The sequence below is a fragment of the Citrobacter sp. CF971 genome (assembly GCF_006385635.1).
Classification (GTDB): Bacteria; Pseudomonadota; Gammaproteobacteria; order Enterobacterales; family Enterobacteriaceae; genus Citrobacter; species Citrobacter freundii.
Genome location: NZ_CP041047.1, coordinates 227,871 through 253,451 on the forward strand (window position 1 = coordinate 227,871; position 25,581 = coordinate 253,451).

Annotated in this window: 29 protein-coding genes; 7 read left to right on the forward strand and 22 right to left on the reverse strand. The window is 46.4% G+C overall.

The window, feature by feature from the left end:
- Nucleotides 1-90: 90 nt before the first annotated feature.
- From E6P06_RS01420 to E6P06_RS01465, 9 genes are all read right to left on the reverse strand, one after another.
- A complete protein-coding gene (locus E6P06_RS01420; RefSeq protein ID WP_008786608.1) occupies nt 91-684 on the reverse strand; it encodes a hypothetical protein in 594 nt (197 codons plus the stop codon).
- Between the two features lie 151 nt (nt 685-835).
- Entirely contained in the window at nt 836-1,156 is a 321-nt protein-coding gene (locus E6P06_RS01425; protein WP_020996210.1) for a hypothetical protein, read from the reverse strand.
- Nucleotides 1,157-1,960: 804 nt separating this feature from the next.
- Nucleotides 1,961-3,133, reverse strand: coding sequence for a hypothetical protein (locus tag E6P06_RS01435; RefSeq protein ID WP_008786609.1), 1,173 nt, complete (start codon nt 3,131-3,133; stop codon nt 1,961-1,963).
- Between the two features lie 180 nt (nt 3,134-3,313).
- The gene (locus E6P06_RS01440; RefSeq protein WP_139934926.1) at nt 3,314-4,009 is read right to left on the reverse strand and encodes a hypothetical protein; all 696 of its coding nucleotides are present in this window, start codon (nt 4,007-4,009) and stop codon (nt 3,314-3,316) included.
- 63 nt (nt 4,010-4,072) lie between these two features.
- Nucleotides 4,073-4,456 carry a hypothetical protein gene (locus tag E6P06_RS01445; protein WP_020996209.1) on the reverse strand — a complete coding sequence of 128 codons (384 nt, stop codon included), beginning with the start codon at nt 4,454-4,456 and terminating at the stop codon, nt 4,073-4,075.
- 11 nt (nt 4,457-4,467) lie between these two features.
- The gene (locus E6P06_RS01450) at nt 4,468-4,740 is read right to left on the reverse strand and encodes a hypothetical protein (RefSeq protein ID WP_008786612.1); all 273 of its coding nucleotides are present in this window, start codon (nt 4,738-4,740) and stop codon (nt 4,468-4,470) included.
- Nucleotides 4,741-4,755: 15 nt separating this feature from the next.
- Nucleotides 4,756-5,007: a hypothetical protein gene (locus E6P06_RS01455; RefSeq protein WP_071846954.1), complete on the reverse strand. Its 252-nt coding sequence runs from the start codon at nt 5,005-5,007 to the stop codon at nt 4,756-4,758.
- 121 nt (nt 5,008-5,128) lie between these two features.
- The gene (locus tag E6P06_RS27820) at nt 5,129-5,545 is read right to left on the reverse strand and encodes a hypothetical protein (RefSeq protein ID WP_008786613.1); all 417 of its coding nucleotides are present in this window, start codon (nt 5,543-5,545) and stop codon (nt 5,129-5,131) included.
- 12 nt (nt 5,546-5,557) lie between these two features.
- Nucleotides 5,558-6,121 carry a hypothetical protein gene (locus tag E6P06_RS01465; RefSeq protein WP_008786614.1) on the reverse strand — a complete coding sequence of 188 codons (564 nt, stop codon included), beginning with the start codon at nt 6,119-6,121 and terminating at the stop codon, nt 5,558-5,560.
- Nucleotides 6,122-6,239: 118 nt separating this feature from the next.
- Between E6P06_RS01465 and E6P06_RS01470 the strand changes: the two genes are divergently transcribed.
- A complete protein-coding gene (locus E6P06_RS01470; protein WP_139156957.1) occupies nt 6,240-6,476 on the forward strand; it encodes a hypothetical protein in 237 nt (78 codons plus the stop codon).
- Between the two features lie 57 nt (nt 6,477-6,533).
- Here E6P06_RS01470 and E6P06_RS01475 read toward each other — a convergent pair whose 3' ends face one another.
- A complete protein-coding gene (locus tag E6P06_RS01475; RefSeq protein ID WP_008786615.1) occupies nt 6,534-7,223 on the reverse strand; it encodes a hypothetical protein in 690 nt (229 codons plus the stop codon).
- Nucleotides 7,224-8,111: 888 nt separating this feature from the next.
- Nucleotides 8,112-8,543, reverse strand: coding sequence for a conjugative transfer protein MobI(A/C) (gene mobI, locus E6P06_RS01485; protein ID WP_020996208.1), 432 nt, complete (start codon nt 8,541-8,543; stop codon nt 8,112-8,114).
- A 1,185-nt stretch (nt 8,544-9,728) separates the two neighbouring features.
- On the opposite strand from mobI, the gene E6P06_RS01490 reads away from it, so the two are divergent.
- The 6 genes from E6P06_RS01490 to E6P06_RS01515 all read left to right on the forward strand — a co-directional run bounded on the left by E6P06_RS01490 (nt 9,729) and on the right by E6P06_RS01515 (nt 13,842).
- Nucleotides 9,729-10,751, forward strand: a complete 1,023-nt coding sequence (locus E6P06_RS01490) for a ParM/StbA family protein (protein ID WP_008786616.1) — start codon at nt 9,729-9,731, stop codon at nt 10,749-10,751.
- Between the two features lie 14 nt (nt 10,752-10,765).
- Nucleotides 10,766-11,296: a hypothetical protein gene (locus E6P06_RS01495; protein ID WP_020996207.1), complete on the forward strand. Its 531-nt coding sequence runs from the start codon at nt 10,766-10,768 to the stop codon at nt 11,294-11,296.
- Between the two features lie 31 nt (nt 11,297-11,327).
- A complete protein-coding gene (locus tag E6P06_RS01500; RefSeq protein ID WP_008786617.1) occupies nt 11,328-11,888 on the forward strand; it encodes a transglycosylase SLT domain-containing protein in 561 nt (186 codons plus the stop codon).
- Nucleotides 11,881-12,411 (forward strand): hypothetical protein, encoded by a 531-nt coding sequence (locus E6P06_RS01505; RefSeq protein WP_008786618.1) that lies wholly within the window; start codon nt 11,881-11,883, stop codon nt 12,409-12,411. The genes E6P06_RS01500 and E6P06_RS01505 overlap by 8 nt, the downstream gene beginning before the upstream one ends.
- Nucleotides 12,412-12,413: 2 nt before the next feature.
- Nucleotides 12,414-12,944, forward strand: a complete 531-nt coding sequence (locus E6P06_RS01510; RefSeq protein WP_008786619.1) for a FlhC family transcriptional regulator — start codon at nt 12,414-12,416, stop codon at nt 12,942-12,944.
- 127 nt (nt 12,945-13,071) lie between these two features.
- Nucleotides 13,072-13,842 carry a hypothetical protein gene (locus E6P06_RS01515; RefSeq protein WP_008786620.1) on the forward strand — a complete coding sequence of 257 codons (771 nt, stop codon included), beginning with the start codon at nt 13,072-13,074 and terminating at the stop codon, nt 13,840-13,842.
- A 43-nt stretch (nt 13,843-13,885) separates the two neighbouring features.
- Here E6P06_RS01515 and traN read toward each other — a convergent pair whose 3' ends face one another.
- The 11 genes from traN to E6P06_RS01570 form a co-directional block, all read right to left on the reverse strand.
- Nucleotides 13,886-16,543, reverse strand: a complete 2,658-nt coding sequence (gene traN, locus E6P06_RS01520) for a conjugal transfer mating pair stabilization protein TraN (RefSeq protein WP_008786621.1) — start codon at nt 16,541-16,543, stop codon at nt 13,886-13,888.
- Nucleotides 16,544-16,979: 436 nt separating this feature from the next.
- On the reverse strand, nt 16,980-20,423 hold the full coding sequence (locus E6P06_RS01525) for a conjugal transfer protein TraG N-terminal domain-containing protein (RefSeq protein WP_008786622.1): 3,444 nt from the start codon (nt 20,421-20,423) through the stop codon (nt 16,980-16,982).
- Between the two features lie 14 nt (nt 20,424-20,437).
- Nucleotides 20,438-21,877: a conjugal transfer protein TraH gene (locus E6P06_RS01530; protein ID WP_008786623.1), complete on the reverse strand. Its 1,440-nt coding sequence runs from the start codon at nt 21,875-21,877 to the stop codon at nt 20,438-20,440.
- Nucleotides 21,874-22,974 carry a conjugal transfer protein TraF gene (traF, locus tag E6P06_RS01535; protein WP_008786624.1) on the reverse strand — a complete coding sequence of 367 codons (1,101 nt, stop codon included), beginning with the start codon at nt 22,972-22,974 and terminating at the stop codon, nt 21,874-21,876. The genes E6P06_RS01530 and traF overlap by 4 nt, the downstream gene beginning before the upstream one ends.
- The gene (locus E6P06_RS01540) at nt 22,952-23,290 is read right to left on the reverse strand and encodes a hypothetical protein (RefSeq protein ID WP_008786625.1); all 339 of its coding nucleotides are present in this window, start codon (nt 23,288-23,290) and stop codon (nt 22,952-22,954) included. The genes traF and E6P06_RS01540 overlap by 23 nt, the downstream gene beginning before the upstream one ends.
- Nucleotides 23,291-23,505: 215 nt before the next feature.
- On the reverse strand, nt 23,506-24,027 hold the full coding sequence (locus E6P06_RS01545) for a hypothetical protein (RefSeq protein ID WP_008786626.1): 522 nt from the start codon (nt 24,025-24,027) through the stop codon (nt 23,506-23,508).
- Nucleotides 24,028-24,048: 21 nt separating this feature from the next.
- Nucleotides 24,049-24,438 (reverse strand): hypothetical protein, encoded by a 390-nt coding sequence (locus E6P06_RS01550; RefSeq protein WP_008786627.1) that lies wholly within the window; start codon nt 24,436-24,438, stop codon nt 24,049-24,051.
- Nucleotides 24,439-24,462: 24 nt separating this feature from the next.
- The gene (locus E6P06_RS01555) at nt 24,463-24,723 is read right to left on the reverse strand and encodes a hypothetical protein (RefSeq protein ID WP_020996204.1); all 261 of its coding nucleotides are present in this window, start codon (nt 24,721-24,723) and stop codon (nt 24,463-24,465) included.
- Between the two features lie 27 nt (nt 24,724-24,750).
- Nucleotides 24,751-24,972, reverse strand: a complete 222-nt coding sequence (locus E6P06_RS01560; protein ID WP_020996203.1) for a hypothetical protein — start codon at nt 24,970-24,972, stop codon at nt 24,751-24,753.
- Nucleotides 24,973-25,006: 34 nt separating this feature from the next.
- Nucleotides 25,007-25,234 (reverse strand): hypothetical protein, encoded by a 228-nt coding sequence (locus tag E6P06_RS01565; protein ID WP_064766556.1) that lies wholly within the window; start codon nt 25,232-25,234, stop codon nt 25,007-25,009.
- A gap of 10 nt (nt 25,235-25,244) precedes the next feature.
- Nucleotides 25,245-25,553: a hypothetical protein gene (locus E6P06_RS01570; RefSeq protein WP_020996202.1), complete on the reverse strand. Its 309-nt coding sequence runs from the start codon at nt 25,551-25,553 to the stop codon at nt 25,245-25,247.
- Nucleotides 25,554-25,581 lie beyond the last annotated feature (28 nt).

Here is a 25,581-nt window from a genome sequence, read left to right on the forward strand (position 1 = left end):
TGGTACTCCTCAGAATGATGTCATAACACTCGGTTTGAATTCAGGGGAGGGGGAGCAACCCGGGCGAACGTACCCGGGTGCAGGCCGTGGTTATTCGAGACCCAACGCCACGTGATCGCCGTCCTCAGACAGGCGAATGAAAAGCATCTGCGTCCCGCCGCTTAAGCCGAACTGTAGATCCCAGCCAGGGACTGAAGAGGTTTCGCATTCACGCACATCGATGACCTGGTCACGGTAGAGGACGAAGCGGGTATCAGACTTGTCATCTTCTGCGACGTGGGACATCTGATCAGCAAATTCGTCTTCGAGATCGAACCAGCTTTCCAGCCAGACCTTGTCAGAGACCAGGCTGATACCGCTGGTGGATTCCGCCGTGCCGGTCACAGCCTCAGCGACTGGTGCGACAGGAGCCATATTAAATACCGCATCAACCACCAGCGCTTGCTCTGCGGTTGCCGGGTAAATCCCTTGCAGATAAACGCTATTGCCGTTCACTTCGAAGCCCTCTTCAAGGCTGATATCGCCATGATCAACGTCATAAACATCCGCGAGGTTGCGAAGACAGATCAGGTTGGCTTCATCTTCGTTTTCCGCTTCAACGCGCATCAGTGGAAACTCGCCACCGCAGGAGTCGAATTCAAAATAGTGAACGTAGAAGATTTTTTTTCCGTTGGTGGTAGTCATGATATTGCCCCGTGTGTTGAGTGTTGTTCGTTTTGTTTACTTATAATCTCACGGGGTATTCAGGTGACGAAGGGAATCGGGCATAAAAAAGCGGGGATTTAACCCCGCCTGTCTTCGATTTCAGAGATTAGAAATCTGAGGGCGCTACTCGCTAATATCCGTATTTTGAAGTTGAAGTGATATCAGGAGCTGGCGAACGTGAAAGGGGAAAGGTCTTATCTGGAGCAGGCACGAGTTTATTGGTTTTTGGTTGCCACGATACAACGACCGTACCTGACTGCGTAAGGCTAAGAGTGACAGTGACTGGTTGCCCATCAATAGCAGAATAAAAATTACATACTCGTCGCATTTTCAACCACAGCGCGGTGTAGGTATGTCCGTCCAGAAGGTATAAGCCTTCAGAAGCTAAAGCCGCCGCAATTTTTTTCTGCATCTCGTTAGCAGCATTTATTTCTTGAATTTCGTCGCTCATTTTCATTCCTCAATGTGTGTAGGTCAAAAGGAAACCAGTTCGTCAGACTTCAGCTAAAAAGAGAAAGAATTCTACGTTTAATCCTTAAGCATCATGGCATAGGGCGCGGGGGAGACGAAGAGAAAAAATACCAAAAAAAAAGCGGGGATTTATCCCCGCAAAACTACACACAGTAATTAATTACAACAATTTCCAGGGGGGGGCACTACACACACTCACACATCACAACTTCAGGGTGTCTGACGGAAACCGGCCTAAGCGCTTGTATCCCACCAGATGAAAAAATTGGTTTTAAAAACCGGTAATTCGTTAATACTTTCGTCCTGCTGCCCCGGTCTATTACCGGGGCAGCGGAGTCCGCCATTCTCGGCAGCGCCAGCAGATCAGTTTACATAGACTCGGATGTAAAGTTACGCGTTCGCATATAACCTCCTTAATGTGAGCCGGTTCACTGGATTGTGAATTGTCAGTAACGCTAAATTCGTAGACTTCTGGTCTACAGCCTGGCTTATATAGGCAGGCGCGGCAGTTATTTAAGAGTTTGAACGTAACGAGAGCATTTACATAAATCCTCCTTTCTGTAGCTGACCAGATTTAACGTCTTTGCCTATTCAGTGAACCATACCCTATTCAGGTGACGAAGGTTTCTGAGTGTAAAAATACGTAATTAGCAACGCTATTATCGCTAATCCAAAAAATAGGGCGAGTGAAAACACCGGCAAAACGCGGACGTTTATACCGGTATTATTTATGAGTTGCTGGGGGCAATATCGCGAGGTAAGCAGTAGTCTGCTTTGCAGGAACTTAACGGCCCGTATTGCTGGTGGTTAAAGTCTCATCCTGCGCCAGCAATGTGATCACATCCCCGGCAATCTCCGGGCGGATACCAGGCGATTTATGCGCGGCATGGGCCGCAACAGCCAGCGGTCTCCAGTTGAGAGACGCTGCAATACGCCTGATCTCTTCAATAACCCGGAATGTATCGCTCTCCAGTGCCAGGCCCGCACGAGCGGTATCGAAAGATACGCGCTGCGCCGAAGTGAGCGGTGAGTGCTTCTTCAGTTCTGCGGTGATGATACGCTGCGCTTCAGCACCGATTGACGCACCACCTTCGACGACCCCGGTTAAACCGACGAGCTTACCTCCATCACTGCGGGTATTATCGTCTTTAACCCTGGGGGGCGGGGCCAGGGCGTTCAGATCCACGTCCTGTTGCAAGAGCTCCAGCAGGTCAGCCAGCATATCGGGTTGAATCACACCTTTTAAAGCCGCTGCGCGTTTCGCCAGGCTGACAGGAGAACGTCCCAGGCGGGCGGACATCGCGATAAGGCAATTAGCCACAACAAAGAGGTCATCAACCCCAATCAGTGGGGCACACTCCAGCCGGAACGTCTGATCATCACGGATTGCATGAGCTGGTGGGGCCGGTTTAGGTGTTTTGGGTTTTGCCTGCGGCTTGTCATAACCACGAAGGGCTTTTTCTGCACTGTCAGAAACCTTACGGATGCTTTGCGCCAGTTCGTCACCACCAGCCAGGCCTGCGGTCAGCTGAAGCATATAATTGAGTCTGCCGAGCATGTCAGGGGATGCAAGCCCGGTCGCTATCTTCTGGCTGATGTCGTTAAGGTTGCTGAGTATGCCACCGGCGATTTTTGACGGGGGTGTAACAACCGCCTGGACATTATGGCTGGTATGAATTTCCCGCGACACCAGAGTGAGCACTTTGCGCCAGTCAGGTTGTACACCGGCATCCAGCGTCTCAAGGTGGCTGATTGCATTTCTCAGGCTATCCCATCTGGATAGCTGTAGAGGCTCACCGTGCTGCTTTCCCGATTTCAGCCACTGAACGAGGTAGACGAAGTCAGATGTAGCTGAAGCCACCAGCCCGGCAATAACACGCTCTCTTGCTTGAGGCGTTGTAGGGTTAGTTCTGCGCACCGGCAGACGGTCATTTTTGTGCGCGGTTGGTCTTTTCATCTCGTATATCTCAACTTGGTTCCATCAACGATAAATCCGTGTCCGGGATCCAGACAACAATCAATCCATTGTATTTACCATGTTTGATATCGGCACAACCGGCAGCGCCGTCAAAAATTTGATTCATGACGGCGCTGATCAGAGCAGAAAACACTGAGGGAGGGGTTACAACTTCATGCGCTAAGCCTTGAGTGAGCGATGCAGCTGCTTTACAAATGCATCGAGATTTGGAGTAATTCTGGCATTGTCTGCATAGGCCATTTTGCCATTGGTATCGTCATGCAGATGCATCCTTCCGCTATTGCGGGCAATACGGCGAAGTTCTGTATTTGCTGGGTAGAGTTTGTGAATGGCTTCTCTCAGGCGCTCTATTTCCGAAATCAGCTCACGGGGGTTCTCAACAGGTTCGGCGGGGGAAGTGGTAAGCACCCGAAATTCAGCGTTCTCTGGCTGCATCTTAATCACTTCGATGACTCTGTCCCGGGCAACGGAATTCCATTCTGTAGCCATGCCGTTGTACTGGTTTCGAATGCGGAACTGGTAAACCGGCTCCTGCTCGTTGACCAGTAACCAGGCATCGGCGAGCGCTAAATAGAAAGATACAGGCCGGTTTATCACTTGGTGTTCCTGAAGGGTATTTTTATAGCTGAGGACATCTTCAGGAAGGATATCCGTGATACTGGAGGTGAATTTTAGCGGATCCAGTGGATAGACCGGGCCGATTACCTTAAGTACAGCAACAGGGTTATTACCATCATCGGTAAACCAGAAATCATTATCCTGGCCGATATTGAGCCGAACATCTGCGGTCTGATTATCTGCGAGAACGGCCTGCACCCGACGACCATTTTGCCACCAGCGTGGTGTACCTTGCATACATACCTCTTACAGGAATATAGCCCGAAAGCCCACCTGCTGGTGGGCGGACAGAACATGGGTCTACTGAAGGTACTGCTCTGCCTGAGCAATACGTGAAAGAGTACCGGCATTCGGTTCAATCATCTGTATACGTCGGCTGTCCTCCAGTAAACCGGCAATAAGGTGTTTGTCGGTATATGGGGCATCGTCATCCCCGAGCATACGGCGGATAGCGGATAAATCTCCGTTGGGAACCGGGTAAACCGACTCGATAAAGAGCTGATCACCGTGAGGGTTCTCCCACTCATACGGGCCTTGGGCGGAAGCCGCAAAACCGGAATCATTCAGACTGGCGAAATCTTCAAGCGCCTGGAGGCGGGCCGCAGTTTCATCAGTAGCGTAGATTAAGATCATACGCGCCGTCTCAGGCGATGAGCAGAACAGCAAAATGAGGAATGGCAGCATGTTGAACTCCATCAGTTAGCGATTTGTTGAGCTGGCGGTGTGGCTACGCCGGTGAGTTGCTTAAGACGAATATTGAGCTCATGAATCACGTCATCGCGTTTGCGCCAGCTGGTGGATGGCAGGGCCAGGAGCGCTTCAGCTTCAGACACGGAGAGACCAGCCAGGTGAGCTTTCGATGAAATCTCTGCGTTATATAATTGCTTCAGCACAACCAATGAGTGCTGGGAGGATGCAGCCATCATCATGAAATGGCGAAGCACCGCACAATAGATTTGAGTAGACATATTAAGCCGCCTCGTTCAATGCGTGAGGTAATGATTAATGGCATGTTCAACATAGCCAACAGATTTACCCACTAGGTGTGCAAGTTGCTGCACATGATGATGGTGAACTTCACGGCACGGGCCAAATGAAGTGGTGTAGCGATACCAGAGACTACGGCCTACAGAAAAAAGTTCTTTTTCTGTCTGCGGGCGTACTGGATAACAAACTGGACGTGCAGATGTAGTGCGACGACCGTTATTTCGAACTTGATGAATTGCAGTATTCATAAATCACCCCGCGTATGTTTTTCGTTTTGTTTACTAACTTCAGTTAAACACACGCCGGGTGGCTGACGAATAGAAAAGCCATAAATAAAAGAGCTAAAAAATTAAGCTCTTTATGAAAGAATTATTCTGGGGTTGGAAACCAGATAATGTCCGAAATAGGCTTATTGCCCGTCAGTAAAGCCAGGCTGGAATGCAGTTCTTTAACGATCTGCTTATTATTCTGCGTTTTCTCAAGTGCCGCTATAGCCTTTAGCAGAGTATTTGCCACGGATGCTTTAGCATATGCCTGCGGTGAGCCGGTTAGCACCTGACTCATTATTTCCGTATTGTTAGATGGCAAATAGCCTTGCTCCTCGGCAATTCGTTCTGCACCGGGTGCTGAAATAACCGATGCGGCAAGTTCGTGTTCGTTTGCATAGTTGATAACATCAGATAACATTTCGAGAGCAGTGGTATCTGTCATGATAAAGCCGTCTGCTACCCACTGAGGAGCAACATCGAAGCGAACCACCCAAGAGTAAGGTATTACGTTTGACATATAGTGACCTCATTAAAGGGAAATATAAGCGTCAGGGTTTTCTTCAACAGAAAGAAACTCAATATCTTCGAGATGCATTCCTGCATTACGAATACCTACCTCGGATAACCAGGACAGGATTGTTTCATGATCCGGTTCACCAGAAAAATCAACAAAGGCTGGAAGAACCCAGTCGGGTGCATAGCCCGCGCTATACATAACAGTGGCAGTAAAGCGCCCAACGTGCGGTATTTTGAAAAGAATGGATGCCTGCTCAGGGGTATTAATTACCATGCCGTGCTGATAGACGACTTCCCAGCTTATCCCATGCTCTCCTGTATTTCCGCGATAGAGATGGTGGCGGTCAACGGCCCAAAGGACACCTTCGCGATCCAACCAGCAGAAATAGTTATTATCTGGGGATACAGTGATCCCAAGGTTCATTAACTCAGCCACCAGCAAGCAAGGGTTAATATCAGTTACCGTTTTGATAACCGTCAGTACTCCCTCGGTTACGGCAGTAACTGTCAGTACCTTCGAGGCACTGATCCAGAATTGATAACCTGCTTCTTTAGCCTTCGCGATTAAATTAAACATTGTTGCTTCCCATTGAATGGCAGTTAGGTCAATAACAACATGAGGCTGGTGGGTGACAAACAGAGAAACTGACGATATTTCAAGAAAGAATTTAGCGATGAGAAATACTGGGGCTGCAATGCAGTCTGTACTTGCCAGCGCTTCGCTCGGCCAACCCCTCGACAGCCCGAAAGCAAGTTTCGGTCTGCCTCACGGTTATCTACGGGCGAAAGGCGGCACATTTGTGGGGGTGTCAGTGGTAGGGGGAAGTAATAATTCCGTGACATCAGCGTCGTGTTCGCTTGCCAGCGCTTCGCTCGGCCAACCCCGAGACAACCCGAAAGCAAGTTTCGGTCTGTCCCGGGGTTCCTGGTAACGACCAGACTTACCGCAGATCTACTATTTCGTTAATCATATGGCCTATGAATAAGAGTTAATCACGATACAACTGGATAAAACTCTCCACCCGGGTTCCATCACAATAGCTCGGCCAGGCATTCATCACAGGCAGTTCTTCCGTTGTGAATCTCCCCAGTGCCAGCGCTACCGAATACCAGACCGGGAATATCGTATTGGCTGATGTCATATTTCCATTGTTGATTAACTCATAGAGTCCGCGTCCATTCGCCCAGGCACTTTCTGGTGTATCACCGGCAAGGTAGTTATCGACCCAGATGGATGGTGACAGAGCATGACCTTTCGCCAGTCTCGCTAACGATTCATACCACTTCAGATATTCCGTGGTTCGCAGTGAGAGAATCGGGATCCCGCCACGTCTTAACAGTGCTGCCGCAGAAAGTGAGTCTACCGGCGCGGCAATTTTATCCAGCTGGTTACGGGCTTGCTTAATCCGAGCTAATAATCCCGCAGGACTCACCCGGGTGATGTATTTCTCTACCGTCTCAGCAGCCTCAGCTATGCCCGGGGCCGACGACCCTTCAACATGGAGGGGGCATAATACAAGGCCGGTATCATCGTGAGTAACCCAGGCAGAATTGTCAGCCGGATTCCTGACGATAGACAACGACTCACTTTGACCCAGGATCGTTAACCTGAATGACTGAAGCCGTTCGGCTATCCAGCTGCCTCCATCACCAATAACCTCAATGCGCTCATGACTCATACCGCATCACCTCTGCAAGTGCTTTACATTCAGACCTAATCATAATGGCTTCCCCGTTCGCAACAAAATCAGGGTGAGGACAGGCATAGCCTAACCATACTCAGGAAATTTACAGATATGTCGATCCACAAAACGCGCTCAAAACGCTCAGGCGCGTTTTAATCAATCCGATCGTGAAAATACCAGGGGGATAAGCTCAGAATCGTTCTGAGGCCATTCTGGCGTGGTTTTATCCCAATAACGGATCCTTTTGCGAATACAGATCGATTTCACAAGGGTATTTAGCCGGTATGAGACAGAGATGATCCGTTTTGATAATCAGAGCGATAAATTATTACTGGTTCCGTTTTGTTTACGCTTGTATCGGGAGGAATGTCATTCCGAACGAGGGTATCGACTTCGCATTGGCCGTTCTGATAGCCGATCACAATATCCAGGCAGTACGCGCCGCGACAAAAACCCCCGGAGGAAAACCATGTCGGTTATTCACTTTTGGTTTTCCCCGGCGATTAAAACCCAGGGCAACCTCCGGTTGCCCATAAAAACCCCCGGAGGAAATTCATCTTTCCTCCGACATCGAGCGGTTTGATTATTACCATGCTCAACCTTCCGATGTAAAAATAGAGAAAACCGACGCTATCGCTTCCGCTTTGTTTACCTTCCATATTCGCGCCCGCGAAATAGCCCGCTGCATTCCCCACCGTTCATACCCGGGCGAAAACAATCGCGATCATATTGCGATCATCCTGATTCCTTTCCGTCGCGATAAGTCCGCTATCGCCTATAGGCTCACTAACAGATCGCCTGAAGGCTCACTAACAAAAATACCAGGTCATCGCCTGGTATTCATGTTTATCCGTTATGTTTACTCCAGAGAATATTGTATTTCTAAAGCTGTTTTCTTAGGTGAGTTATTCGAAGCGAAAGAGCCTGCCGAATTGCACGGTTTTTTCGTAGCTCATCACGCAACCAAATAAGCTGACCTTCATACAGTTCGATAAGCGCAAGTTCTCGCTGACTTGCGTCCTTAAATTTCGCAGGTGGATATGATTCGCCTTTGTTGAGAGGTAGGTATTTGGGGACGACACGATCAATGCCTCCACCAGCTTTGCGTAAAGGAGTCAATCTGGCCCAGCGGATCCTGATAGTTGTTCCTTGCCTGGTTACGTTAAAACTGTACCGCGCCTTCTCGTCGTCAGCGATAGCTTTCTCCCAATATTCCTCCCGAAGACTATTGGCTTCGTTAAACAGAAGTTCTGCGGCTGAATCAACCGCATCGCGAGCCTTTTCCAGATCATTGATATACCCGACGAGTTGCATAAAACTACCTCGATGATTTTTGATTAGGACTTAACCCCAAAAAAGAGAATCTCTATTATTACGCCAGAACCCTACGTTTCTGGAGAAAGAGAAAGTTCCTTTTCAGGTTCGATTTTAAGTATTCAGTTCCGAAACAGGAATGATTGATTCTCCAGTTAAGTAACTTTCTGGGTGTTCTCATTTTTTGGATGTTTCTGGAGAATACAATGGCAATCTGGTGCTTGAGTTATTAATATCAGCCTGTACTGGTACTTTTATCAAGCCATTTTATTTTAATCAAGCTGTTTGCCAATCTCTATATGATATGGCAGAAAACTACGTTTCTGGGCATTTCTATTTTTTCATAGGTTTCTGGGGAATATAATGGAAACTTACTTTCTCTGACGTAAAGGTGATTGACGAGATGATTGCCGTCACTGCATAGACCTCATCGTTAGCGCTTATGTGGAATCGCTATATGATATGGCAGAAACCCAGGCTTCTGGACTTTACCGTTTTGACTACCTTTCTGGGGAATACAATGGCAACCAGACCGAAAACAGCCTTACACTTTCACTTGTCTTCAGGATCAATCCTAAATTACATCGTTATCATGGTGATTCAGGTCACATTTCATAGGTATATATACTAGTTTGAGAGAGTGTTTTTTGGGGTAAAATGAAGGTTTAAAATGCATATTTAAGTGAAATTCTTTCTTGTTCTTAAGTCAAATTTTAACGGGATGCCACCTTGAAAAATCCCCACAGCATTCCTTAACTCACGTCTCCTTAACTTGCCTGTCCAGTATATATACTCCGTCAAATTCCCAGGCGGAAAGCCTATCTAAAAGCGTTGTCCTCACAAATTATCATCTAATTTACCCAGTCTAATTTAAGTTAGGGGTTGATGATTTTAAGGCTAGATTTAGCCATATATAGTGTCATGTTTCATGCAGCATTTATGTACATAACGGACATCTTAAGCGTCCAAATCTAGCCATTATTAACGTCAAAAATGGGGGCGTTTTGCCGATAAAAAAAATGGTATTCAATTATCGTTTGAATACCATGTAACAACTTGTTAACGGTTTATTCCCGACGTTGGCAGGGGGAGGCCACCTTTCATTACGTTAGTGCGACCCCCTTTTTTGGCGCTCAAATGTTATCGGAGTGGCAGTAATTCATTTTTAACTTGCAGGGTTAACGAATGAGCAATGACAAATTGGTTGTCTGCGGAATTGATATTGGGTACAGCAATGTAAAAATTGCTGTCGGGGATCCAGCGGATGACAAACCCACAGTCAGTATTTATCCGGCCTACGCAACGAATGAGGCTGTAGAAGATGTGCGGCTGGTAAAGCGTAACTGCGAACACGAAGTGCTTGTCTACCCAGGCGGTAAAGAATGGCGGGCTTTTACCGAACGCCCCGATGCACGGGAGTTGCATGACCGTTACCACATGACAGAAATGTACCTGGCGCTATATCTGGCCTCACTGGATAAAATAGCCGCTAAATCTGGCAATGACATCGATCTGGTAGTAACAGGTTTACCTGTTCGTCTAGCCAACGATAGCGAACGCGCAAAACTTACCGCTAGGCTCACCGGGACGTTTACCATTGCGCCTGGAAAAACAGTGACTGTTAAAAAATGCCTTGTTCTTCAGCAGGGCGTAGGTGTCATCAATGACATCGTTAACAGACCAGGCCTTATCAGCCAGGAAGAGTTAGAGAAGGCGACTATTCTCGTGGTTGACCCAGGCTTCTTCTCGATGGACTACATCGCCTTTAAGAGCGGGAGCCGGGTATCAGGCTCTTCAGGTTCATCACTAAAAGCAACCAGTGCAATTATTGAAAGCATTGTGAATCGCCTTAATGCCGTTAACCCGGAAGAGCGTATCGATGATTTACCAGAAATCATTGAAATCGCTCTCCGTAACAATGAACCATCTTTCTTTAATGGGTTCCGCCACATTCCCCTACGCCCTCTGCTTGAAGAAGCAATTCCCTCCATCGCCAGTGATGTAGTCAAAGAGTTGCGAAAATCGACAAGGGTTCTTGGGCCAGTCCATATCATTGCAGCTGCCGGTGGTGGGACTGGTTTCTATGAACAGACTATTCGTGAGGAATTCCCCCGAGCCAGGATCGTATCGAGCCCGTTGCCTGTTGCCAGTAATGCTATCGGTTTCTGGAACTATGGCGTTGACTTGATGCTTTACGGTGACGATTGAGCAAAGGGGGGTTCATGCAAGTTCGAGTGACGATTAATCCAATACTGTTTCCAGAGCTGATTAATTATCTGGAATCAAAACCGTCTGGCCAGCGTAGTAGTTCTCTATTGGCGCTGGCGAACCGAGCATTGCTAGCGGGTGACAATTTTATACCCGGTGTCGTCCGTGAGACTTCAAAAAAACGTAAATCAGAACAGAAGAAATCAGTCCGTGGGCCGAATATAGAAAAGGAGACTGGTCTGATGACTAGTCAAAGAGACGGCCACTTACCCAAAGAAAATGAGGACAAGGAACCAAAATTTCGTCACGTGGTTAGCGACGATATAGTCAATACAGGCCCGCCGTTTGGTGAGGGCGATGATATTCAGCATCTCGAAGTAAACGATGGACAGTTATCGACGGCGAACCTAATCAGTCAGCCTGAGCTTACTGGAAACGAACCGGAGCCCAATCCCGGAGATAAATCGGGTTTTGGGGAGGCAGGTAACAATCAAGGTAGCGGCGTTAATGTAAAGGGTACACCAAGGCGTGTACGCATAAGTTGATGCCATCGTAGGGTTAGTGGGGAGGGGGGAAATGCAGAAAGCAACGAAGAGTTTGGTGCTCGCTTTACTATGTGCTGCTTACTGCACGAGTTCGAACGCCAGGCTTGTAGATCTTCGTGGCACTTCCTGGGAAAAACATTCCCAGAAAGAGTGTGGTCTCGATCCGTACCTTCTCTACGCGGTGGCACTCACCGAGAGTAAAAAAAATGCAGGAACCAAGGGGTATGTTGTTCCGAGCCCCTGGGCATTGAACAACTATGTTTATGGGTCGTATTACCCGACAAGTTATGAAGATGCCAAGAGAGCGCTAGCCCGCTACCTCTCTGCCACTCCGGTAACAGATATTGGAATCGTTCAAATTAATTTTCGTTGGAACGGACAGTATGTTAACCATCCTGAAGAACTCTTGGATATCGATACAAACATCCGAATCGGGGCAAAGACTTTGTGTGCGGCCATCAAAGCTAACCCTGGTGATATAGAACTGGCGATAGGTGGATACAACACTCAAAACCCTAAGTTGGAAGGCAAGGCTCGTGAATATGGTCAGCGCGTATTACGCGTATGGAAGAGGCTTATCGAAAATGATTAATCAAAATTTGTATTTTCTACAGACTGCCATCTCAATTATTACCCGTGCGCAATCGTTGTATAAAAGCCCTTTTGAGTTAGCAGAAGGAGACCGGGAGTTCTTGATTGAGAAAACTAATCAGGCAAAGCTCGCACTATCGATGGAGAAGTATGACTTGCCCATCTTTAATATCTGTCATGATCCTGAACGCAAGATTTCTACTGAGGTAGAAAAATTCGTTCGCCATGACTCATACATCCTGCGGCTTGCTCTGCTGGTATTCAGTATTCGTGTTTTCATTAATACAGGTACTGTCGCCCAAACATTCTACTGGTTTGATAATGAAAAAACCGTCCAGCTTGTCGAACGTATGGATGATGCACAGACAATTGATGCAATCATAACCGGCAAAATATATTTTAAACCTATTCGTCCATTTGCCGATTTAGTAGATTGTGACTTCAGTACAGTTATTGGAGCCCCCAACCCAACCTTGGAATTAACAGGCTACTTACAGTCGCGCTATTCTCATTGGAGTAATTGATTATGAAGGCTGCTCTTGTCCGGGATGAAGATAAATTTGCGTTAACACAAAAAATGGTAAAATTAGGGTTTCGTCGAAAAATCATTGTGCATTCGCTTAATGCGAGTGACCGCGTTATTGATTTTTTGCGTAAAGAGTTCCATCTGAGTGATGTATCGATCGGACGGCTTAAACATTCAGAAACGCTGCTCAACACGACACATAAAAAAGTTGAAGCAACCAATTTTATGAGTATCTATCTGCGACGTTCGAAAGACCCAAACAACAGCGACAACATCGTTGATGTGGTTAGTGCGTTCGAAATTTACCGGGAACTAAATCTAAAATTCCGCCCGGAAGAAGCTTCAAAAGTGATGATTGATGCCAATGAGGCCTGGACTCTTGCGCGTGATTTTCGGGCCGAAGAAATACGCATGGTAAGGTGTTTCCGTTGCGACCTTTCATTTATTTCTCCGCAGAGTTGTGACCGTCCACGGAAAAAACATATTTGTCCGTTCTGCTCTGATGCAGAAGCTGAAAATGAAAGCTCGTAAGTGACTAAGCTAAATTTCATAAAAAAGCCCGTTTTAACGGGTTTTTTTATTACCTGGGTACTTCGTCACCTGAATGAGTCGGGTTAGTATTGAATAACAAACCTACTGGTGTCCCAAGGAAAATAAAATGAAGAAAATCTCTGGTCTTGCTTTGGTGTCGTTGATGTTGGTTGGTTGTGCGGCTTCTCAACCCCCGGCTATGCCGGTGGACTCCAATCCATCTGATGCGTTGAAATTTGCCCGAGCGATGGATTTACGTCAAATTACCGATGCTGGCGATCAATATCTTATCTATAACGGGTTTTTATCCAATGGCCAGATTGTTCCTCTTAAATCACCGGTTAAAGCTGGTGAAAATGGAGTGGCTAACAGTGGCGGTAATGGGTTGGCAGATGTTGCAGCTGGCTTCGCTACACACACATCATTCATTCCGGTTCTGTCTGTCTTAACGGCCCGGCGAGCAGCTGCTATTAGTGATGGCATTGTACGTGTCGCGTCGTGGAACGGTAAATCTCAGGAAGATAATGAGCGCGAGGTCAACACTATACTCTGGAATACGCTGACCCGAATGGACGGATACAAAGTAGGGGGAGTGTGCGAGGGTAAAGGTGGTGCTGTTGAAATTCTTGTTCGCCGGAAAGCAACAAACGGCGATTGGTTATCGTATGCCGATATTGCCCCAACGTTGCCTAAACCACCTATCAACGTCAGCGGTCACGCGACATTCATACTCGGTAATGAATGTTTCAATCTCTATGCAACCCGAGTTTCAAATGTGAAACTGGTTAAAGCAATGAGTAAAGAACTGGGCGCTCAACGAGCTCTATTCTTGCCTGGTTCCCCTGAGCATGAGCCGATGGTGTTCAGCGACGGCAAGCAGTACCTGTTCAGGAAATAAAAAAAAGCCCCGACATAAAATCGGGGCTTTTTATTTGCCAAGGCTATTGAGTCTTCAGTACGGCCTCTGTACTTGATTTTGCAGCGTCTACATCAATGCTGTTAACACCGCTCTGGAAACGCTCCAGAGTGTTCTGGCGTGAGCCATCGATATTCAACACGCTTCCTTTACCGGTTATCTTATCCAGATTTATCTCGGAAGCTTTTGGGAGAAGTTTTGCCTCGTAAAGTGAGCCAATCCATTCTGATAAGTCGATTTTATTAAAATCGATCCGACCAAATTCTTCTAATGTCAGAGCTCTACAATCTGGGTTCTTTTTATCACCCCAGCCGATACCTAGCATTGGTCTTCCTTGCTCCTGAATAATGCGACCGATCTGCGAATCAAATGTGCAATAACTTGATCGTTTCTCGATACAGACACCCAGGAACTTTGTTTCACACCAACTGGATATATGCACGGCTAGTTTAGTTTCTTTCTTGACGGCCAGCTTAAATTCATCAGAAGTACAAGCCCAGATGATGTTAACCAGAATGTTGGCAATCTGATAGGCCATATAAGCGTACCCAACAACGGATATAGCGGAGACTATTGTGGACGACAATTGCACAGATGTTGCCAAGCCTGATGACGTTACAGCGGCCCCTCCTTCAAAAGCCGCACTTTCAAAAAGCATATTTGTTGCCGCAGGGCCGAAGGTGTCAAGCGTCCACTGAGCAACCTGTTTAGTCAGCGCTCCGATAGCCTGATTCATTAATCCAGACAACCCAGCTTCTGTAGCTTGCTGAGCGGCTTCAGTGCCTGCCGTACCTACCAGACTGTTGAATGCCGAAATTGCAGGACGGGTAATTGTATCGATGGCATTAGTCATGAGCTCGGAACCCATATCAAAAATGCCTTTCCCTTGTTCGAACATACCGGCTTTAACCGCGACAGCATCTGCAATTTTCAGGGTGTAATAAGATAACTGCAAATACTGAATCCAGTTGACATCTACAGGTTGATCGCAACAATCCACCCAACCGCCCATAGCCGATTTACATTGAGCTGACTCACCCTTGAAAAGAGTACATGAGCGGTTCGTTTCATCAGTATCATCGCCGCACTTCATTTCATTCAATGCGTAAGTTGCGGCCTGAAGGGTTGCAACTGCTTTATTGAAATCACCGCTGGGTTCTGTTGATGGCTGAAGGCAAGAACCATTCAGGCACTGAACTGCACCAGGGCACACATAAGTATCAGTGGCAGAGGTATTGGGTACGACGACATCTGTTCCGCAATCCCAAACTTCTGTAGCCTGCCAGCATCCGTTTTTGTCCCCCTCAGCACCAGTAATGCAGGTGGATTTGATGAACTTACATGCGGTATCAGCATCATACTGCTTACAGGTGTTGTTAACACCAGCGTCAGTCCCACAGTTAGAAACCACGGTAGCCGATTTGCAGAACGGGGATAGGCCACTGATAGGTGGCTTAGCAAGCTGACTTTCGCATATACGAGCACCATTAATTGTTGCGCATCCATTAGCATCAGGCGTGACAGTTTCGCGGCAGGTGACCGTATAGTTCTGGCAATAACCGGCGTTTATGGCTTTCAGCAACGTATCGAATTGTTCCGGTTTATCGACAGTCCATTCGTTATCCGAAATGATCTTGCTCGGGTCGAAGTTAATATAGATAAGAGCATAACCTTCGCCACTGCCGGTTACCGACACTCGGTTTTTGAAATTAAGAACTCCATTCATGGGAGTGTTTCGAATTTGCGCAGTGACATCTACATTAATTGACTGATCCCAACTGGTGCTAAGTTCACACTTTCCAGCTGTTTCGGGGGGGAACGTACCAGTACCGTATGGCCCACCCCATACAAGGCTAGCTCGGTCTGTTCCGCCGACGTAAATTTGCATATAGTCATCCCATTTTGCCCTGACTATCCTGGCGCTGGTGACTGCCTGCGGATTGTAAACGGTGACAGCCATTGCCTGTTCGAAAATCTTACAATTGCCGTCCCAGTAGTTATCCCCAACAGTGCCGAGCCAGAGCTCGATACAGTTAGTCCCGCAGGAACCGATGTTTGCAGCCCCGCTATAATGCGAAAGCATACCGGCTACGTAAGGATGGTAGAGAGTAAATGTGCCGCTAACACTCGTGGTACGGGTACATTCCCGGTAGTCAGGAATGTGATTAACGGTATCTTTGTTGGTCATGGTGCGCGTCATTGAGCAGTCACCAAGATCCTGCATGTATTTATCCTGATTTTCCAGGAAGTCTTTGTGGCCATCAAAGATGGAATCGTCGGGCTTAAGGTTTGCCGTAGTTTTCGTCGAGCCCACCAGCGTTCGATAAGCTTCACCGCGAAGAGAATCTTCTGTTTTCAGATTGGCGTTGGTCGTGTTGCCAAGTTTTAACGTGTTGCTGTCATCCCCGAATGTACCTGTCAGGCTATCCAGTGAAGTTGATGAACCCTGATTTGGGTAAGCCGAGTTCAGGTCAACGGCCTGGCCTTTTCCATACTGAACCGTACCATTTGACGTAGCTGATACCTGCGGAAGTGTTTTGTAGAAATTGGTAGCTGATGTGACGTTTTCCTGGGTCGTAGCGGAAAAGGCATACGGCACGTAGGATACAACACCAAGGTGACATAACATCGTAATTGTGCAGAGTGGTCTGTAAAACCATTTTTTTCGGAAAAGGTTTTTCATTCTATGATCACCTTTGTCGTGGTTACTGATTATGAAGTCAAAGATCTCGATAACTAAATTTCGTCAGCCAGCATTTCTATGCGAAGCTACTAAAATGAAGGATTAAGCAGGCAGCGTATTAAACAGACTGGTTTCAGACAATAAAGAAGGACGGCAAAACGAGGGTGTTTTCTGCGTTCTGATTATTACCGACTGGAGGTGCTTATGGACATGTTTGGTATAACGGGCCTTATCCCATTATCGGGGCCAAGCGATTCAGATTATGGCGGTGGAAATGGTCGAAGAGGCCGTGGAAGAAAAGGGCGGACGGCCAAAAGTAAATGTGAGCGAATGTGGGAGTTTTATATTCTGTTCTATTCTTTATTGAGCCTTCCTGTTGTTTATATGTTTGCCACTACGTAAAAGCCCCGCCAGGCTGGCAGGGCTTTATTACGAATCACTTTTTCGATGAAATAATCATGTCATCGTTTCCGCCGCTATGGCCACCTTTACCTTCCTTATGTCGCGGATGAACCGGGACATACTCCTGATGCGATTGAGTAGTTCGTGCAGGTGGCGGATCACTGAACATTGTACCTCCGTTATTTGAATCGCTATGGCCACCAGCACCGTGGGCATTAACGGTCATAGTTTCAGCTTCGCCATATCCCTGGTTGTGGGTTCCCATCGCATAGGGAACACCATCGCCTACAGAAGAACCTCCATTAGATGCCTGATGCATTCCTCCAAGGTTATTGGCCATACCTCCGGTGTTATATTCATGCGTCTGACGATCTGTATTCAAAGCAGTTGTAGCCTGCTGAATAATGGATCCATCATTTGCTGAACGGTCTAAACCGGCATTATCAATACGGGCAGCAATACCACGGGCAAGGGATGTATTCCCGCCAGAAACGGTTCCATTGTTATTTTCCCCACCTGTCGCAAGTTGAATACGAGCCATCATGTCACTGCGGGCCTGGGTAAGTTGTTGTTCAGATGCACCAGCTTTGGTCATCGCGTAGTAATTCACAATGGAATCTCGCGCTGCTTCGCGGTTTGCATCACCACCCAACGGAATTTCTCCGGCGATTGATTTGGCCTGGTTATGCACCTGCTCATAAACCGGGCTTTCCTTGAACGCATTGCTGACATGAGAAACGAGCTTGTTAAAGTCTCCAGTGATACCGCCGAGATTATAGTGGTTGTTTTCGAAGTCATTCGCGGCGGTGTTACCCGCTTTAGTCATGACTTCACCTTGATTTCCTTTATGAATTTGATCAACTGCACCGCTATTCTGTCCACCGACAGTATTAACCTGGCCTTGCCCATAACCATCTGACGATGAAGCATGTGCATCACCCAACGCACCGTAAGAACGGCCAGTTACAGCATTTACCGAGTTACTAACGTCCGCTGCACCAGCAACTGCCCGGCCACCTGCACTTTCAGCTCCGCCACTCACTCCACGGTATTGCTCAGATGCGGTTGTGGTCAACGCTGGGCTGGAGTCAGCGTTAATGAACCCGGCTTTGGCTGCTACTGCACCTGCTAAACCAAGTTCACTGGCTGCTTTGAATTGCGCAAAGGTATGTGCATCTTCGTGAGTCATACCTAAAGAGGTCAGGCTCGCTGCATCACCGGCGATTTTGCTGGATAGTTCAGGGTGCGCCGCGAGGGTTTGAGTCAATGTTGCTTGTGCATCATGGTTACGACCAATAGCCGTAGCAAGTTGCGCTGCGTTCATTGTCTGGCCCATTGAGGTACTTGAAGCAAACAAGTTTGCTTCCTGGAAATTCTTTTGTGCGGACTGCATTCTTTGATTTGCCTCAGCAAAAGAACGAGTCGACTGAGAACTTTCTCCTTCTTGCGATAAGGACTGGTACATCGCACTTGCTGCCGTGTTGACGATGCGTGACTGGGTAGCGCTGTCGACTTTATGCGATGTGGCACTGTCCGTAGAACCGTACTTAGCGCTGTTGTCATTACTCAGCCCACTGCTTTCTGCCTCTGAACGAGACATACCACCCTTAACGCCTACACCACCGCTTGGGCTTCCAAATCCCCCACCGACGCTCGCATCGCTTTTGGCTATTGATACAAGCGCCTGCATATCAGAAATTCCTTGTTCTTTAGCTACAGAACTAACATAGGCGCGGTCAGAGCTGCTCAAGCTTGCAAATGCTGCGTTTGAAGCATCACTGTAAACCTGCGAATGCCCCCCAGAGTTCATGTTGCTGGCCACCTGGCTAATCATTGCGCCGGATTGAGCAGTCAACGAGCTAGAGGCTGCATCAAGTTCCTGCTTAGCACTGGACAGGTTGTGAGTAGCGACCTGTTTCATATCAATGTTTGGGAGAGTGCCAGAAGACCCACCCATGATCGTCCCTTGCGTTGGGTTAAATTCGGCTTCAGAGCCACGGGTATTGATTGGTGGAGCGTTTGTAACATCCGGCGATAGGGTTTTGGTATCAGCTGCTGAAGGAGCGGCAGCAGAATTGGCCAGCGAGTTAAACGCTACGGAACTGCCCCATACAATGAACCCACCTAATGCCGGTATCATTCCATATAAATTACCAGCCAGGCCGATGCTTTTTTGAGTCTCGAATAACAGCTGGTATAGCTGGGCAAAACTAAGACCACCGGAACCCGAACTGACAAGTATTTGGCTTGATGCATCACGGATGCTATTCAACACATACATGTTTACTACAGCTGCCAATGGTAACCATGTCCACGTCCAGAAGATGACGAGAAAATACTTCATCACCAACCTGATCCCCATAATACCCAGGCCGAAAAGGAAGGCCATGAAAGGGGCAAGGGCGTAAATAATCCCCTGAAAAATGGGCATGAATGACCCCATCCAGCTTAAAAAGGATGAGCCGGAAGATGACCACTGGAATGCTTGCTGGGTCATTGTCTGCGCACGTGTGACCGCAGCAGTACCACGAAAGGAACTTTCAAGGCCATACATCGGCATTTCTCTGAATGACGGATACATGACCATCATGAGTTGGAAGTCACGTATATCCGTTCCCATGATATTGAAGAAATTTAAAACCTCTTGAGTTTTTCCAGACCCTGAGCATGTAGCGCCACCACACGTGCGCCCAGCTGCGGCATAGGAACGGGCAAAAGATGCATCGAGAGCCGCTGAGTTCAGAGTAGCCAGGCCTTTGAGCTTCGTATAAGCATCAGCACATGTGTATAAGGAACCACCTTTTGCAGATTCATCAGTTGCTGTCGACCAACCACTACGGACGTTGTCATAGATAACTACGCGTTGAAATGAGTCATTTGAAGCTAGCCCGGATACCCCTTGATTGGAGCGGTACATTGAAGCAAACGTTTTTGAACCACGAATTATGTCGTTACCTACACAATTCTTAACATAGTTAGAAATGCTACCATCCAGATCACCATAACCTTCTGTTTCACCAGTCCAGCGCATGGGCGATTTCATGGTGTCGTACAGTGTGGCGAGAGTGAAAAGGGGATCAAGTGACCCGTATTCCGTCATTGAAGGAACAGAGAAGGCTTGTTCCATTTTTTCAGTAGTGGCATATCCAACTGTCGAAATAAGGGAAGCCGCAGCTGCAAGGCCAGCAGGTACGTTGTCTACGGCTTTGAAACGGCCAGTAGTTACGTCCTCGATATTGACGCGCATTGAGACACTGAAAAAGATAAAATACATCACTATAGCGATACCCATTTGCCCAAGTGATAATGTTTTACCTGCCGTGATTGCGGCTGCGATAACCACTCCGATGACGCCAATTAACGCAGCTATTTTGAATAATGAGGCGTAAGTACCGTCATTAAACAACATAGCAACCGCATTAAAAATATTGTAGATAAATTCAATGTTACCTACGGTATATACGTTCCATTCACTCATGTTTAAATGCCCTCTTAGAGCGAGCCGTTAAAAGAGGCTTCAGACTCATAATGAGTCTGGGGAAGGGTTTTCATATAACTATTGAATGACTCGGGTATACGGGCTTCCCCACCGTATCGGGCGATCATCGCACTATACGAAACGTAAAGGTTTTGCCGTGCCTTCTCAATTAATTCAGCAGCATCTTTATAATAAATGGATGCGGATTTATCATTCTGCTGCATAAATCTAGCACCAGTGGCAGCTGCTGTAAGCATGTCGCTTAAATAGTTGTAAGCCGCTGAATAAGCAATTATTGGTGATAGCTCACGGACATACGAATACGATGCGCTTAAATCATGCCTGGCTATTTGCGTTGCTTTGCTTGACGCTCCTGTAACGTTGTAATAGTTTGCCTGGCGCAATCTGGCATCACCAGGATTAATACCATCTTTCGCGGCGCTTAAATATCCATTATCAATGAAGAATAAGGTTATATTGGCTGCAATACCTTTAAGGGCTTTTGTCTGTTTTTTTGGATTCTCACAAGTGGCTGTTTGTCCTGAGCAAGACCAAAAGTCAAAACTATCGTCACCATTAATGAAAGAGTCCAGAACGTTGCCTGTAGCCAATGGAGCCAGATTAACAACGCTTTGTTTCGCGGAACCATCCTCAGCAGTACCAACCTCGCTTCCCACAATAATAGTGCCTGTCATGCTCATAATAAGTTCTTTTTGTTCATCTTCAGAACCGGTGAACTGATCATTAAAATCACCATTCTGAAGCAAACACCACATGATATTACCGTAATCATTGCATGGTTTACGTTTGCCAGCCTGCTGCTTCTGAATTTCAGGAGCTTTGCCACCAGCAAAGTTTCCCCACATCGCCCCAAATTGATCAGATAGACCTGTAGTTGACAGCTGGGATGAAACAGCAGCTTTTGCGCCATCACCGAATGCAGCAGCGGTATCGACCAGAAGTCCTTTGGCAAGCTGGCAAGAGTTCGCCGTTAAGTCATTCATTTGTTGTATGATCGCCTGCATTTTCGATATAGCATTATCGAGTACGGCATCCATTGCATTTAGTGCCAACTGGAAAGCGAGACCGGCTGCATTGGATGCAATATTTCGTAGCATCTGAACAAATTGTTCGGCATTGATGAATGAGAATGAACCGCCGAATAAATCAATACCGCCACAACCTCCGGCTGCTGTTGGTAGGCTAATCGTAACAGGTGTTAATGTGCGAAGTTTGTTTCTTAAAACGAATCCACCGCCTGTATAACCATCCCGTGTGACACTTTGATAATCCCCTGGCGCAGTGACATTGGACATTGAACCAAACATATTATCTAGCTGAGAGTTAATGCTGGTGGCGAAACTGTTTGCTGAAAATAAAATAGAAAACCCGATAGATAAGGCCATTAATGATTTACGAAAACCACATTTTGGTGTACGAGGTGAAATAATCATTTTTCCTCCTGGGACGTACCGTTCTGAGCGTCAGCGGTTGAATATCCGGCTTTTGCTTGAATGTACTTGATGAACTCATCAGGGTTTTCGGTAAATTCTTTAGGCATTTCCTTCAGAATATTGGAATCGATATAACCCGTATCATTGTATGGCAAGGTACTTTTATACTGCTGGTCTGTAATAAGTCCAGAATCATGAGCGATTAAAATGGTTCTTGAAACAAGCTGGTCAGCTGCAATAGGGCCGAAGGAGACAATTTTAGTTGTTGACGGAGGAATAGCCAAAGCAAGAGCAGGAACATTAGAAATCTGGAGTTTAGCTGCTTGCCCGGTATCACGTTTCCAGTCAGGCATCATGTTCCCAGGTAATGGTTTCCCATCAATAGAGATAGGGATAATTTTAATACCTGTCATGTAATTAAAAGCGGTCATTACAGATGCTTGTTTTGAGCAACTAGAACAATCTTCACCTCGGAAAAAGAAGAAGATCCCAGCCTTTGTGGCTATATCTTTTACCACTAATGAAGACTTATCTGCGGCAGCATTAGATTGATCCATAGCACCGAATGTAGACGTAGATCTCCGGCTGCTTTCATCTATAAGCGGGTCGGTAGAAGTAACCAACCTAGCCATATCAGTAAAGCGGCTGGCTTTATCCAGCATAATGCGTTGGGCCAGAAAATACGCTCTAACGTTTTCTTGAGTAGGATTGTCAATGGCCTGGTTGCGCAGTTTCTGAATGTTTTCATTGAACCAAGCGACGGTGAACGGAGCGGGGCCGGGCTTTTCCGTTGCGACAGGTTCTGGAGTCGATTCCACAGGTGTTTGAGCAACCTGTTTGGGTGTATCTTGTGGCGGTAAAGTCGGCGGAGGAGGTAGCTTCACTGGTTTTTTCTTCACTGGCTCAGGTGGCGATTTACGCCAGAACCAACCTTCCTCTTTACCATTCAGAAATGCCTGACCACCAGCGAGGTCGTCACTGGTGGTCTGAGGGGATTGAGGCGTTATGGTATTACCCTCATCCGCAAGAACAGAGGTAGTAAAAGCAAAACCCACTAGCAGGGGAATAATGCTCTTAGTTAAAAATTGATATTTCATCGGAATTACCCTCGGAAATTATTCTTGCGATGGACTCCGTCCAGAAAAAGGTATTTTTTCCACTAAAGACCCTTGCACTTTCAAGCTGGCGAGTTAATGCATAATGCCGATATCTGACCTGCCCTATACGTTTGGCTACACTATCCGACTTAACGCCAATTTCGGAGCAAGCCTCATCGAGAGTCATGCGTGTTCCATATTTACGCAACAGCTCATCAGTAACTATGTTCTTAGGGTCGTCGTTAACTAATACCGCAGGGATTTTGTGTGCTGGCATAAGCATTGCCCTGTTATGAGAACATTTAAGTGTCTTCATAAAACTCCCTTATCATAAATACGGACGGCATTACGATTAGTTTGCCATATGGGTAAAAATAAGAAGTTCAAAAATGGCAGCGTTTTGACTGTAAAAATCAAAAGTAATTTTCGTGTGCATCCGTTTTGTTTACATGTTTGAAATCAGCAAATACAAAAAAACCCAGTCCGAAGACTGGGTTTTTCAGTGTTAGCTAATTAAAAGAATTAGATGCTTTAAAGACCAAAGTTATCTTTGAAATGACGTTGGTTTTTCCAGGATGAATTTTCAATCACACAGCATTCAAATACTGTATTCAGGTCGTCATCTGGAAATTTAAGGGCATCGTTGCCTATACGAATGATGTTACCGATAAGTTCACGGGCTAGCTGAGAATTACGCAAGAAACGAGTAAAGAACTCATTGCTGATATGTTTGCCCAAGTTATAAGCAAATTCAAGCAACGTTGCATCGTTAGCAGTCAGCACCGCACCAGATTCAGATGCGAAATAAAAAACATTCTCTTGGCAGCCGAGGTTTTTCATTGCGCGGAGAAACAACATTTCTCCTTCCATATCCATAAGGCGTAGAATTATATCAATATCAGATTCATCGTTTACGACAGCACCGACAGCATCATAAAGTACGGCAGCGGGAGCTTGTTCAAACTCATCACGTTCGTAATTCATCAACATACGGTTTTGTGCGTTATTAAAGCTATCAATATGATCTGATTTAGCAGTAGTTGAAGTATACATGAGTGACTCCTTAGAAATTTTCTACCAGACAGTTTGTTCTTTCATGAAGTCAGCCTCATTCGCTATAAAGCGTTTTGCTTCATTCATCGCCGTATCGAAATGTTTATTACCCAACTTGCGTCCGAGATCAGTTATCTGTTCAACAAGAAGAGCACATTCAGGGTGAGTAAATCGTCCACCACCTTGGCAGTAAGTTAAACGAGTAACCAGCATTGATGCCTTCGACTCATTTTGTGTTACATGAAAGATGGTTTTGTGAGTTCCTATCCCTCGTTCGTTCAGAATATTAATGGTTTCCATATCGGCGAGTAGTAATCTTAAGTCCTGCAAATCTCTTTCAATCGAATGAGTTTGCAATGACATACCGCCTGAGACAAAACCATAGACATCCCCGGTTTCAGAATAAAACATATATACCTCGATAAATTAAATTAATTAGAAGATACCCGGCTTACACCGTAATAGAGCATTAAAAATCTGCTCGCGAGCCTCAGAAGGATTTACTTGTTTTGCAATCCCTTCAATCCACTCATCAACCGGTATTCGGGTAAATTGATGGTCTGTATTGCGAATCCTGATTGCAATGACAGCCCAGTGAGCGAGAGCATACTGAACATAATGCTTATCGCCTGGTGCAACCTCACCGCGTATTCTGGCGGTGCGGTTGTTATACTCTATCAACGCGCAGCCACTCATACAGACTCCAGTTATTAATTAATATAGTTAAAAGACAATTCCATCATCAATCGCCGTCAGGCTTTCAATTTTTGGAATATCGATGAAATTAAATCGCCGAACATTTTTCGCCGTAATAATCCGACCGTCATTAAGCTGAAGGGTCTCACTTTCTTTATCAGAACGTGATGGCCAGGCAGCGATAACTGAGTCTTCAGTGATTACATAATGCCGACTATTTGATGTAAACAAAATGCATGGGATATCCATGAAATGAGACTCCAGACATTCAGTCTTTAAAATATTACCATTCTGTAGTGCCAATCCATACATCATTAATATATGCATTGGCCCCAAACTCAACCCCGCGTGGCTGTATTTTATCCAGAATCTCGAACGTCCATCCTTCTTCAGGAGGCCATTGAAAAAGCAATGGTGCTCCATCCAAATATTTTATGGCAAGGACGCTATGACGAAGAGGATCGAGGATGCTAGTCTCACCGGGTATTGCTTTAACCCAATAATGAATCACGATGTCACCTTTATTGATTTACAAGAGGAATAAATTGAGTTTGGGTCGTTATATCAGACATGAGTTCATATATCTTGTAGGGCCACCACTTTTTATCCATATCACGTAAGAAATGAACCTCAGTGATATCGGGACACATTGGATGCCACAGGCTAATAACCATGAGCTCAGATGCCTCAACCTCAATGAACTGATTGATTGAAGTAACCCTGAACTCATTCGTGGCAATAAACCCTATTAGATCCTCCAACTGATTAAGCAAAAAACCCGCTTGTCGCTGTTCAGAGGAACTGTCGAAATCATGCTTTAAAATATTCATGTTAGTCTCCAGCGCGGAACGAAAAAAA